The sequence below is a fragment of the Parahaliea mediterranea genome (genome assembly GCF_003402235.1).
GTDB lineage: Bacteria > Pseudomonadota > Gammaproteobacteria > Pseudomonadales > Halieaceae > Parahaliea > Parahaliea mediterranea.
Map to the genome: position 1 here is coordinate 1,032,121 of NZ_QEWO01000001.1, position 12,577 is coordinate 1,044,697.

General features: G+C 64.3%; 9 protein-coding genes. 5 read left to right on the forward strand and 4 right to left on the reverse strand.

From position 1 onward, the window contains the following. Window positions 1-77: 77 nt before the first annotated feature. Window positions 78-746, reverse strand: coding sequence for a class I SAM-dependent methyltransferase (locus tag DDZ17_RS04390; protein ID WP_157976434.1), 669 nt, complete (start codon window positions 744-746; stop codon window positions 78-80). A gap of 100 nt (window positions 747-846) precedes the next feature. On the opposite strand from DDZ17_RS04390, the gene greB reads away from it, so the two are divergent. Both greB and DDZ17_RS04400 read left to right on the forward strand, forming a co-directional pair. Beyond that, the gene (gene greB, locus DDZ17_RS04395; RefSeq protein ID WP_116364971.1) at window positions 847-1,350 is read left to right on the forward strand and encodes a transcription elongation factor GreB; all 504 of its coding nucleotides are present in this window, start codon (window positions 847-849) and stop codon (window positions 1,348-1,350) included. Window positions 1,351-1,393: 43 nt separating this feature from the next. Then, window positions 1,394-2,722: a spinster family MFS transporter gene (locus DDZ17_RS04400; protein ID WP_116364693.1), complete on the forward strand. Its 1,329-nt coding sequence runs from the start codon at window positions 1,394-1,396 to the stop codon at window positions 2,720-2,722. Between the two features lie 51 nt (window positions 2,723-2,773). Here DDZ17_RS04400 and DDZ17_RS04405 read toward each other — a convergent pair whose 3' ends face one another. The 3 genes from DDZ17_RS04405 to DDZ17_RS04415 all read right to left on the reverse strand — a co-directional run bounded on the left by DDZ17_RS04405 (window position 2,774) and on the right by DDZ17_RS04415 (window position 6,987). After that, the gene (locus DDZ17_RS04405; protein WP_116364694.1) at window positions 2,774-4,888 is read right to left on the reverse strand and encodes a TonB-dependent receptor family protein; all 2,115 of its coding nucleotides are present in this window, start codon (window positions 4,886-4,888) and stop codon (window positions 2,774-2,776) included. Window positions 4,889-5,051: 163 nt separating this feature from the next. Then, window positions 5,052-6,269, reverse strand: coding sequence for a serine hydrolase domain-containing protein (locus tag DDZ17_RS04410; RefSeq protein WP_116364695.1), 1,218 nt, complete (start codon window positions 6,267-6,269; stop codon window positions 5,052-5,054). A 118-nt stretch (window positions 6,270-6,387) separates the two neighbouring features. Then, window positions 6,388-6,987, reverse strand: coding sequence for a uracil-DNA glycosylase family protein (locus DDZ17_RS04415; RefSeq protein WP_241505779.1), 600 nt, complete (start codon window positions 6,985-6,987; stop codon window positions 6,388-6,390). Between the two features lie 135 nt (window positions 6,988-7,122). On the opposite strand from DDZ17_RS04415, the gene gcvP reads away from it, so the two are divergent. The 3 genes from gcvP (at window position 7,123) to DDZ17_RS04430 (ending at window position 12,576) form a co-directional block, all read left to right on the forward strand. Further along, entirely contained in the window at window positions 7,123-10,014 is a 2,892-nt protein-coding gene (gcvP, locus tag DDZ17_RS04420; RefSeq protein WP_116364696.1) for an aminomethyl-transferring glycine dehydrogenase, read from the forward strand. Window positions 10,015-10,050: 36 nt separating this feature from the next. Next, complete coding sequence (locus tag DDZ17_RS04425) at window positions 10,051-10,941, forward strand: alpha/beta hydrolase fold domain-containing protein (protein ID WP_116364697.1); 891 nt, start codon at window positions 10,051-10,053, stop codon at window positions 10,939-10,941. A gap of 129 nt (window positions 10,942-11,070) precedes the next feature. Next, window positions 11,071-12,576 (forward strand): VanZ family protein, encoded by a 1,506-nt coding sequence (locus DDZ17_RS04430; RefSeq protein WP_116364698.1) that lies wholly within the window; start codon window positions 11,071-11,073, stop codon window positions 12,574-12,576. Window position 12,577 lies beyond the last annotated feature (1 nt).

Genomic DNA, 12,577 nt, shown 5'->3' on the forward strand with positions numbered 1-12,577 from the left:
GGCCTCTGCGGGTCAAAAAATGGGCGGCCATTATACGGGTTTTGCCCTCCGGTGGCAGTGCCCGGCGGCAGCTCGCCTCAAGCCGGCCCCGGCGCCAAACAACGCAGCAGGTGGAAGACCTTCTGCACCGTCTCGCCGCTATTGCTCTCACCCGCCTCCCGGTAAACCTGGTGGTCGATAGCGGCGAACCCCGCCGCCTGGAGCATCGAGATGCCCTGCGCGGCGTCATAAAGGCGAAAACCGTGGCGCGTGAAAGGCAAGGTGGACATGAAGCCGGCATCACCATAAGCCAGGCACAGCGCTCCTCCGAAGCGCAGGCAGCGGCGCAGCTGCTGCAGGTGGTCCAGCGGGCGCGCCCAGAAATACAGGGTATTGACGCAAAGCACCCGGTCGAAGGTGTCGCTGGCAAAGGGCGGAGCGTGGGAGCTGCCCAGTCGAAAGTCGGCCTCGCCGGCGGCGACCAGGCCGGCATGGCTGCCCCGGGCCCGCGCCACCATTGCCGGGGAGATATCAAGGCCTGTGTAGTGGATGTTCGCCACCCGGGCCCGCAGCCGCTCCAGATGCTCAGCACCACCCGGCCCTACTTCCAGCAGGCGCTCTCCGTCTTGCGGGCCAAGCCAGGCCAGTGCCGAGTCAATCAGGCCGGCATTGGCGCGAGCCATGCGCTGCGCCGTGGCATCGGCCAATGCGCCCTGGGGGCAGCTCAGTTGCCGGGCGGTCACGGCGGGGTCCTGAGGTTGTGGCATGTGTACACTCCTGATGTTGGTCAACCACAGGCTAAAACCTTCCCCCGGGAGGAAGGCAAGCGCTGGCACCAAAGTACAAGCCGGAATTAGAATGCCCGCCATGAGCAGATACCGACCACCACGCCGCCGCGGCTCCACCTACATCACCCCCGAGGGGGAGGCCGCCCTGCGGGCGGAGCTGCACCAGCTGTGGAAGATCGAGCGCCCCACTGTGACCCAGGCCGTGCACGAAGCCGCCAAAAATGGCGACCGCTCCGAGAACGGCGATTACATCTACGGCAAGCGGCGCCTGCGGGAGATCGACGCCCGGGTGCGCTTCCTGAACAAGCGCCTGGACGAGCTGAAGGTGGTGGACCGCGCGCCGGACAATACCGCCAAGGTGTACTTTGGCGCCTGGGTGACCCTGGAGGACGAGGCCGGCGAGGAACAGCAATGGCGCATTGTCGGGCCCGACGAGTTCGACCTGGCCGCCGGCAAGCTGAGCATGGACTCCCCCATGGCCCGGGCCATGCTGGGCCGCGCCCTGGACGACGAGGTGACCGTGCGCAGCCCCACCGGGGAGCGCCACTTCTACATTACGGCCATCCGCTATAAGCCTGCCTGAATCCGGACTGCGCCACCGCTATAACAAGAACAAGGAGCGCCCCGTGACCCGCGATACCCCCGACTCCCGCCAGGCCCACTACGCCCTGGCCCTGCTGCTGTTGGCCTACATCCTGTCCTTTGTCGATCGCAACGTGATGGCGGTGCTGATTGGCCCCATCCGCGACGAGTTTGCCATCAGCGACTTCCAGTACAGCCTGCTGCACGGCTTCGCCTTCTCCATGTTCTATATTGTGCTGGGGTTGCCGATTGCCCGCCTGGCCGACCGCCACAACCGGGTGCGCATTATCAGCGTGGGCATTTTCCTGTGGAGCCTGATGACCTGCCTGTGCGGCGCCGCGCGCAGTTTTGGCACGCTATTTATGGCACGCATTGGCGTGGGCGTAGGTGAGGCGGCGCTGTCGCCAGCGGCTTTTTCACTGCTGAGCGACCTGTTCCCTAAGGAAAAGCTGGCCCGCGCCCTGGCCATCTACAGCTTGGGCATTACCCTAGGCGGCGGCCTGGCCTACGTGCTGGGCGGCGCGGCCTATGCCTGGTTTGCCGGCATGGGCGAGCTGCGCCTGCCGCTGTTCGGCGCGGTCTCCCCCTGGCAGATGACCTTTATCGCGGTGGGTGCACCGGGCCTGGTGCTGACGCTGCTGCTGTTGCTGTTGAAGGAACCGCCGCGGCGCGGTGCCCTGCCCGCCGGCCCGGATACCGGCGCGAGCTTGGCCGAGGTAGGCCGGCAAATGCGGCGGCACTGGCTGGCCTACCTGGGCATTATCGGGCCGCTGTCGCTGCTGGCGGTGCTCGGCTACGGCACCATGGCCTGGTACCCGGAATACCTGATACGCAGCTTTGGCATGGCCCGGGAAAACGCCGGCAGCACCTTCGGCACCCTGTTCCTGGTGGCCGGCAGCATCGGCACACTGGCGGCGGGCTGGTGCGTGGAGCCGCTGCACCGCCGCGGCTATGCCGATGCGCCAGTGCGGCTGATCGGGCTGATTGCCCTGCTGTGGATTGTGCCGGCCAGCCTGGGGCCACTGTCGCCCTCGGCCGGGCTGGCCCTGGCTGCGGCGGCGCCCATTGTGTTCTGCCTGAACGCCTACTATGGCGTGGGGGTGGCTGCCCTGCAGTTCATCACTCCCAACCCCATGCGGGCCCAGGTGTCCGCCCTGCTGCTGTTTAGCACCAACTTTTTCGGCCTGGCGCTGGGCCCCACGGCGGTGGCGGCGCTAACCGACTTCCTGTTTCAGGACGAACAGGCGCTCAACCAGTCACTGGCATTGCTGCCGTTGCTGGTCTGCCCGGCGGCAGCGGTGCTGGCGCTGGCCAGCCTGCAGGCATTTCGCGCCGCCGAGGCAGCCGTCACAGCAGAGGCTCCTGCAAGCTAGCCCGGTGGGCAGGTACAGGCCCACGCCGCGCCGGCAGCCTGGGCACCGCCCTCAAAATACCCACTCCACCCCCACCGATGCCGTGCGCGGTTTGTTGGGCCGGGCGCCGTCGGGTTGGCGGGAGACGATGGCCTGCTCGTCAAACACATTCTCGATTTTCAGGTACACCGCGGTCTGCGGGTTGAATTCGAAGCGGCTGATGAAGTCCATCACGAACAGGTCTTCGCTGCGGTCGAAGCGGCTGCCGCCATTGTTGCAGCCGATGTCCATGCACATCTCGTCGATGTACTTGGCCACCACGTAGTTGTTCCAGCCCATGGCGGTTTCCAGGCCGGCGCGCAGGCTTAGGGTGTTTTCCGGCACCGAGGCCAGCTGGTCGCCGTCCTCAAAGCCCTCGGTGGGGTTGTCTTCGCTGATGGTGGCGTCGGTATAGGTGTACATCAGGTTCAGCGGGATGCTGATGCCGCCGGCGTCCAGGGCGGCGCCTACTTGCAGCTCCACGCCCTGAATCAGCGCCTCGCCAGTGTTGAAGGAGCCGGAGGTATCGCCATTGCTGCAGGGGCTGGCGTTGGAGCAGTTCTCGGTCTTGTTGTCGAAGTCGCTGTAGAAGCCGATCACTTCCAGGAACCAGTCGCCGTTGTAGCGAAAGCCGGCTTCCCAGTTGACGCTGGTTTCGGGCTCTTCGTTGTCCACCGCGCCGCCACCCAGGGGCGAGAAGCCCCGGTGCACACCCGCCAGCAGCTGCCAGTGGTTGCCCAATTCATAGGTGAAGGAGGCGCCGGGCAGCCATTCGTCGCTGTTGTTGCTGCGGCGGCTGGGGCTGTCGCTGCGATCTTCGGTGGCATATTGGCGGCGGCTGGATTCCACGTCCTCGTAGCGCAGGGCCAGGTTCACTTCCATCACCGGGTTTACCTGCCAGGTGTCCACCAGCCACAGGCTGGTGGCGTCCGCCTCTTCCAGCCGGTTGTCGCTACCGGTGGCGGCCTCGGTCTCCACGTACACCAGTTGGCCATTGATCTGGTCGTAAATCTCCTCCGGCTGGAAGCGGTCCATCTCGTCTTCGTGCAGGCGGCCGCCGACGGCCACCTGGTGGGCGCCGAGGTCGAGGTCGAAGTTCAGATCGACGCCGCGGGATTCGTACTCACGGTTGTTGTGTTTGTAGGCCAGTCCCAAGGCATCCACAGTGCCATCGAGTATCCCCTGGGCCTCTGCGTCGCCACCGTTGGCGGCGCTCACAAGGCTGCCACCGCCGCCCAGTTTGAACCAGTCGCGGGCAAACTCGTTGTAATAGCCCGTGGCCGTCAGGTTGACCCGCTCATTCAGCGCCAGCCGGTACACCAGGCTGTAGCCCTGGTGATCGTTGTCCATCTCATCGATGCTGGACAGGCCATAGCGGCGATTGGGGTCGCGGTCAAAATCGGCGTCGGTCAGGCCAAGGTAAGTCTCGTCGGAGGTCTCCTCGGAGTACTGGGCCTTGAACAGCAGGCTCTGGCGCTCGCCTTCCCAACCCAGTTTCAGCAGGTAGTCCTGGATGTCGTAACCGGAGTCGCGGCTGCTGCGGTCAATGTCCTTGAAGCCGTCGCTGCGGCGCTGGGCGGTTTCCAGCAGGAAGCCGAAGTCACCGGCGCGGCCGCCGAACGACGCCAGCAGGTCGGTTTCATTGTTCTCGCCGTAGCGGAAACTGATGCTGCCCTGGTTCTCCTGCGGGATTGGGGTCGACACCAGGTTGATCACGCCACCGGTAGTCTGGGGGCCATAGCGCAGCAGGGGCGCGCCCTTGAGCACTTCCACGCTGTGCATGCGCAGGGTGGTCGGAAAGTAGTAAGCCGCCGGATTGGAATACGGCGCCGGGGCAATCATCACCCCATCCTCCATCAGCGTCACTTTTGACGCCCGCTCGGAGGTGGCGCCACGAATGCCGATGTTGGGCCGCAGGCCGTAACCGTCTTCCTCCTGGATATAAATGCCAGGCACGGTTTTCAGCAGCTGGTTGATATCGTTGGCCGCCTCGATGCGGATTTGCTCGTTGTCCACCAGTGCGGCGGAGCCGGGCAGCTCACGCACGGCATCGCGACTGCCAACGATAGTCAGCTCTTCCAGCGTTTGCGCGCTCATAACAGGTGTTGCCAGGCCGGCCAGCGCCAGCACAAGAATGCGTTGTTGCATGTGACTTCCCCACAGGTTGCGGCGAGTTGGGCTTGCGACCCCATCGCCTTCGTTATCCTGAGCGAAAGCTATTGCGATTCATTCTCACTATCAATACTGATAGCTGGTTTTTTGGCCAAAACTGGTCATATCACCAAATTGCGCCCGGAGGCAGGCAGGATTTTTACTCCAGCGCCGCGTAGATCATGGCCTCCAGTTGCCCCCGGAAGTTGAAGGTGCTGGAGGGCATCAACTGGGTCAAAAACAGCACGGTGAGGTCCTCCGCCGGATCCACCCAGAACAGAGTGCTGGCCAGGCCACCCCAGAAGAAGCTGCCGGCGGAGCCGGGATAGCCGTTGGCCACCGGGTCCAGTTTGGTGGCAAAGCCCAGGCCAAAGCCCACGCCCTCGTAGCCCGTTTCGCTGAAGCTGCCAATAGCAAACTGGGACAGGTCCACGTCCCCCGGCAGGTGGTTACGAGTCATGAAGTCCAGGGTGCGGCTGCCGATGATACGCTGGCCGTCCAGAGTGCCACCGTTCAGCAGCATCTGGCAGAAGCGGTAATAATCGCTGGCGGTGGACAACAGACCGCCGCCGCCGGAGTAGAACTCGCGATCCGCAAAGCGACTGCTCTGGCCATCGTCGTTCATCACCAGTTCTTTTTTCAGGTTGCGCTCGTAGCAGCTGGCAAAGCGCGGCAGCTGCTCGGGCCGCACGTTGAAGGTGGTGTCGACCATGCCGAGGGGCCCAAAGATCACCTCCTCCAGGTACTCCGGCAGCGGCTTGCCGCTGATCACTTCGATCAGGTAGCCGCACACGTCGGTAGCCAGGCTGTAGTTCCAGCGCTGGCCGGGGGAGAATTCCAGCGGCAGTTGGGCCAGCTGGTCGATCATGCCCTTCAGGGTATAGCCGGGCGCAGGGTTGCCCACCTGCAGTTTGCGGTAGGCGTAGTCGATGTTGGATTCGCGCAGGAAATCGTAGGTCAGGCCCGAGGTGTGAGTCAGCAGGTGGCGGATGGTCATCGGCCCCTGGCAGGGCACCGTCTCAAACAGGGGGAAGGAACCGGCCTTGCGCACCTGCAAGTGGCGAAACTCCGGGATAAAGCGGTGCACCGGGTCATCCAGGGAAAACAGGCCGCGCTCGTAGAGGGTCATCAGCGCCAGGGAGGTGACGGGCTTGGTCATGGAGTAGATGCGAAAGAGCGTGTCCTCTGCCATGGGCTCGCCACGGGCTAGGTCCCGCTGGCCAGCGATATCCAGGTAACAGACCCGGCCGGCCCGGGCCACCAGGGTGATGCTGCCAGGGATTTTGCCGGGCTCGATGTAGGCTTGGCGCAGGTGCTGCCCCACGCGACTGAGTTGGCGGCCATCCAGGCCGACGCTTTCCGGTGTAACCAGGTCCATGCTGTGTCCTTGCGTTGTCAGGGGGCGAGGGGTGGCCGCCTAGTGTCAGAAATGGCGGGCGCCGGCGCAAGGGCGGAACTGTCCATTGCGTATCAATGGCCTAAATTAAAGACTCAATTCATTGCTTCAATTTGAGCGCGCGAACCCGCTTGCGAAGGGCGGGAATGACTTCGGCCTCAAACCAGGGGTTGCGCCGCAGCCAGAGGTTATTGCGCGGCGAGGGATGGGGCAGCGGCAGCCAGTGCGGGCCAAAGTCGCGCCAGCGCTGGACCCGCTCGGCCAGCGAGAGCCGGGGCGCATCCAGGTAGTACTGCTGGGCGTAGTTGCCCACCAGCAGGGTCAGCTCAATGGCGGGCATGTGCTCCAGCAGGGGGCCGTGCCATTTGGGCGCGCAGGCCGGGTCCGGCGGCAGGTCGCCGGATTTGCCCCGCCCCGGGTAGCAAAAGCCCATGGGCATGATGGCGATACGCGATTCGTCGTAAAAAGCCGCCTTGTCCAGCTGCAGCCAGTCGCGCAGGCGGTCACCGCTGGGGTCGTCCCAGGGTATGCCGCTGGCATGCACCTTGGTGCCCGGCGCCTGGCCGACAATCAGCAGTCGCGCTGTCGCACTGGCGCGCAGCACGGGCCGCGGCCCCAAAGGCAGGCGATCGGCGCAGTAGCGGCAGCGGCGCACCTCGGCCAGCAAATCCGCCAGCGCCCGCTGCGGGGAAGGTTTCACCGGTGGCTCACCGGGGTCCGCGGCGGCTGTTCAAAAAGCGCGCAATGGTTTGCCCGCCCGGGGCCCTGCTGATAATATCGCGCCCTCGAATCACCGCCCCCCAAACCCACTGTTTTTCGATATTCCGGAGCCCCCATGAGCCGTCCGTCCCTCGTTGAACTGGAAAACCACCAGGACTTCATCCAACGCCACATCGGGCCCACTGTCAAACAGCAGCAGGCCATGGCGGAGCTGCTGGGCTACAGCTCGCTGGACGCTTTGATCGAAGACACGGTGCCGGCGGCCATCCGTCGCGAACAGGCCATGAACCTGCCCGGCGCACAGACCGAGCAGGCGGTTATCGCCCAGCTGCGCCAGCACGCGCAGAAGAACAAGGTGTTCAAATCCTTCATTGGCACCGGCTATCACAACACCTTTACCCCGGGTGTGATCCAGCGCAATGTGCTGGAGAACCCGGGCTGGTACACCGCCTACACCCCCTATCAGCCGGAGATTTCACAGGGCCGCCTGGAAGCCCTGCTGACCTTCCAGCAAATGGTGATGGACCTGACCGGCATGGAGCTGGCCAACGCCTCCATGCTGGATGAAGGCACCGCCGCCGCCGAGGCCATGACCCTGCTGCAGCGGGTGAATAAGAAAAACCGCAGCCAGACCTTCATTATCGCCGAAGACTGCCACCCCCAAACCATCGCCGTGGTGAAAACCCGTGCCGAAGCGCTGGATATCGATGTGGTGATCGGCGACCCGGCGGAGCTGATCGGCTCCACCGATGCCTTCGGCGCCCTGCTGCAATACCCCGGCACCTACGGCCATCTCCAAGACATCAGCCCGCTGATCGAGAAGGCCCACGAGGCCGAGACCCTGGTTACCGTGGCCGCCGACATCCTGGCCCTGCTGCTGGTGAAAAGCCCCGGTGAACTGGGAGCCGACGCGGTGGTGGGCAACACCCAGCGCTTTGGCGTGCCCATGGGCTTTGGCGGGCCGCACGCGGCCTTCTTCGCCACCCGCGACGCCTACAAGCGCTCCACCCCCGGCCGCATCATCGGAGTTTCTGTCGACCGCCGCGGCAACCCGGCCCTGCGCATGGCCATGCAAACCCGCGAGCAGCACATCCGCCGCGAAAAGGCCACCAGCAACATCTGCACCGCCCAGGCCCTGCTGGCCATCATGGCGGCCTTTTACGCCATGTATCACGGTCCGGTTGGCCTGCAACGCATTGCCCAGCGGGTGCAGCGCCTCACCAGCCTGCTGCAGCGCGCCCTAGCCAGCGCCAACCTCACGCCCGACAACGACCATTGGTTCGACACCCTGACCTACACCGTGGGAGAGGGCTGCGACGACATCGTGCAGCGCGCACTGGACAAGGGCTGCAACCTACGCCTGATTGGCGAGGACCGCCTGGGCGTGTCGCTGGACGAAACCAGCAGCGCGGCAGACGTGGACCTGCTGGTGGAAATTTTCACCGGCAAGGCCCCCACCAGCCCCTGCACCAGCTTTGATTCCGAAGTGGCCGAACTGGACGGCATCCCCAACAGCCTGCGCCGCAGCAGCGACTACCTGCAACACCCGCTGTTCAACGACTACCACTCAGAGACCGAAATGCTGCGCTACATGCGCCGCCTGGAAGAGAAAGACATCGCCCTCAACCGGGCCATGATCCCCCTCGGCTCCTGCACCATGAAGCTCAACGCCACCACCGAGATGCTGGCCGTCACCTGGCCGGAATTTGGCGCCCTGCACCCCTTCGCACCGGCCGAGCAAACCGAGGGCTACGCCGACCTGCTGGCGGAGCTGGAACACATGCTGAAGGAGTGCACCGGCTACGACGCCATCTCCATGCAGCCCAACGCCGGCTCCCAGGGCGAATACGCCGGCCTGCTGGCCATTCGCCGCTATCACGAGAGCCGTGGCGATCACCAGCGCAACGTGTGCCTGATCCCCTCTTCCGCTCACGGCACCAACCCGGCCAGCGCCGCGCTGGCGGGCATGAAGATCGTGATCGTGGAATGCGACAGCAAGGGCAACATCGACATGGCCGACCTGAAGGCCAAGGCCGAGCGCCACACCGACGACCTGTCCTGCATCATGGTCACCTATCCCTCTACCCACGGCGTGTTCGAGGAATCCATCATCGAGCTGTGTGACGTGGTGCATAAACACGGCGGGCAGGTGTACGTGGACGGCGCCAACCTGAACGCCCTGGTGGGCCTGGCCGCCCCCGGCAAGTTTGGCGCGGATGTATCGCACCTCAACCTGCACAAAACCTTCTGCATCCCCCACGGTGGCGGCGGCCCGGGCATGGGCCCGATTGGCGTGGGTGCCCACCTGGCCCCCTTCCTGCCCACCAACCCGGTGCGCCCGGTGCCGGGCCTGGATGCCAACAACGACGTTGTGTCCGCCACCCCCTACGGCAGCACCTCCATCCTGCCGATCTCCTGGGCCTACATCGCCCTCATGGGCGGCGAAGGGCTGACCCAGGCGACCAAGGTCGCCATTCTCAACGCCAACTACATCGCCCACCGGCTGAAGGATCACTACAAGATTCTCTACACCGGCACTACCGGCAACGTGGCCCACGAATGCATTGTGGACATCCGCCCGCTGAAGGAAGAAAGCGGCATCAGTGAGGAAGACATTGCAAAACGCCTGGTGGACTTCGGCTTCCACGCCCCCACCATGAGCTTCCCGGTGCCCGGCACGCTGATGGTGGAGCCCACCGAATCCGAATCCCAATGGGAACTGGACCGCTTCTGCGACGCACTCATCGCCATTCGCGACGAAATTCGCGCCGTGCAGGACGGCAAGCTCGACGCCAAGGACAACCCCCTGGTGAACGCCCCCCACACCCTGGCGGATGTAGTAAACAGCGAGTGGGAGCACGCCTACAGCCGCGAGCAGGCCGCCTACCCCGTCGAATCACTGCGCGCCGGCAAGTATTGGCCCTCGGTGAACCGCGTCGACAACGTGTACGGGGATCGCAACCTGCATTGCAGTTGCCCCAGTGTGGATTTGTATCGGGAGGAGTAAGCCCCAGCCTGGGGAGAATCAGCCTGAGGTTATCGCATGACGAGTCCCCAGTTTCAGGCAGTCGTTGCAACAATTCCCGACAATTTCGCCTCGCCCGATGCTGATTATCGAGAGGTGCGGGCGACCATGGCTCCGTTCCATGGTCAGCCCCTGAGCGACGATGTGATATTCCGGGAGACACACCTGGGTGGTATTCGCTGCGGCAACTACCGTCTGCGGGATAGCAGTGACGAGCGGTGGTGCTTTCTTCACATTCACGGCGGCGCGCTGGTGTCCTGCCCGCTTGACCACTACCACTTCTACGCAGAAATCATATTGCGGCAGCTCGGTCACCAGGTTGTGATGCCTGACTACCGCCTGGCGCCGGAAGCACGGTATCCGGCCGCGGCCAACGATTGCCTGGCTGCCTACAAAGGCTTGATCGACACAGGAATGCCGGCCGATCGAATTATCATGCTCGGCGAGTCCTGCGGCGGTGGTCTGGGGCTTTGCGCATTGCTGCTGGCCAGAGACAGCGGGCTACCCATGCCCGCCGCATTTGTCTCGCTAACCGGGTGGTACGACCTCTCCGTAGCAACGCCACCGGTAGGTAGAGAGCCATTTCTTACCCCCGAGTGGGTTCGCAACCGGGGGCGGGAATACACTGGTGGAAAGCTGCCACTGGATGACCCGAGAGTGTCCCCAAGCCGGGCCGATTTGCACAGCCTGCCGCCTCTGTATCTGCAGGTAGGGCAATTCGACACGATGACGCCCGGTGCGCTGGAACTGGCGCACAACGCCACGCTGGCGGGCGTTCAGGTCAGGGTGGATAGCTGGCCCGGGATGATTCAGGGCTGGCATGGGTTAGTGGGTGCGGGTGTACCCGAAGCCGAGGCAGCGTGGAACGATATACAAAGATACGTCAGCGCCTTGGATTGCAGTTCCTGACACCGTTCGCGCCGAGGTGATCGTGCCCAGCGTTTTAGCGTGCTCGCCCCCTGAAGCATGGCCTGCCCCGCTCTATGGTGGCGGCGTTGGTGCTAGTATCACCCCAGGCAGCGGGTTCAAGGGTGAACAATGCGGGCGTTACTCTGGTTCTTCATCATTCTGATCACCTACGGTTCGCTGTATCCCTTCACCTTTGACCCGGGTGCCTATCACCCCGCCCTGCTGGCGCCGCTGTTTGATTTTCACCCGGGCCATACCGGCCGGGGCGACATCGTGGCCAACCTGTTGCTGTTTGTCCCCTTTGGCTTTCTGGCGATGTTGGGCTATTCCGCCCTGCGCCCGGCCAGCAGGATGACACTGATTCTTGTGCTTGGCTTTGCGCTGGCCTACCTGTTGCAGGTGGCGCAATTGATTGTGCCCGGGCGCACCCCGAGCGGCAGCGATGCCATCTGGAACCTGCTGGGCTGTGCCATCGGCTGCGCCCTCGCCCACCTGCCACTGCCGCGCCTGTTCTCTGCACTGGCGCCTGCGGGGGGGCAATGGCCACCCATCCCCCTGGCGCTGGGCCTGCTCTGGCTGGCCTACAACTGGGCGCCCTTTGTGCCGTCCATCGACCTGCAACTTTTGAAAAACAACCTGAAGCTGATCGCGTCGTCACCCGAGCTTGTCTGGGTATGCCAGAAGGTGGTGATGTGGCTGGTGATCTTTCACTTTCTGCACAGCGCGGGGGGGCTGTGGGCGCGGGAGCGCTATTACCCCCTGCTGGTGCTGGCCACGCTGGTTGGCGGCCTGTTTATTGTGGGCCACGCCACCACCATCGAGCATGTCGCCGGTGGCGTGCTGGCGGTTCCCGCCTGGTACGCGATTCGCCGGCGGCGCCGCCCCGCCGGGCTTGCCCTGTTGCTGGCCATCACCTTGCTGGCCACCACCTTTGCCCCCTTCGACCTGCGGCAGGCGCCCGCTACCTTCCGGTGGATTCCTTTCAGCGGCGCGCTGGACGGCAATATGCTGATCAATGTGATGGCGACCTTCAGCAAGCTGGTGATGTACGCCAGCCTGACCTGGCTGCTGGTGGAGGCCGGCATGGCCCTGCGCAATGCCAGCCTGGCCGTTGCCGCCGCTCTGTTGGTGAGCGAGTGGCTACAGGTTTACTTCCAGGGCCCCACCCCGGAAATTACCGACCCGCTGCTGGCGCTGATTGCCGGCGCCACCCTGCACGCTTACCGCTCGGCAGCCAGCGTCCATGCGCCATATGCGGCTGCGCGGGACGTAGCGCCCGCACAAAAACAGGAACAAGGCGAGCCAACCCTGCAATTGAACCTGCATTACTACCAGGCAGCCTTTGTCGAAGACTGCGTGGCAAGCCTGGGCTGGAACCGGGAACAGTTGTGCGAAGTGCTGTTGGCCGCGGCCAGCGACGACCCGCAATCCAGCGCCGCCGCCAGTGCGTTGCGCCACATGACCCTTGGGCCTGATGTGCTGGCACGGGAGCCGCGCTGGGTGGTTTTGCCGGTCACGCTCAACACGCGGGCCAGTGCCCAGTTGAAGGCCCTGGCCCGCGCAGGCGAGCGTAGCGAGTCGCGCACTTTGAGGCACCTGATTGACGCCGAGATCACCCGCCTGTCGAACGCCTGAG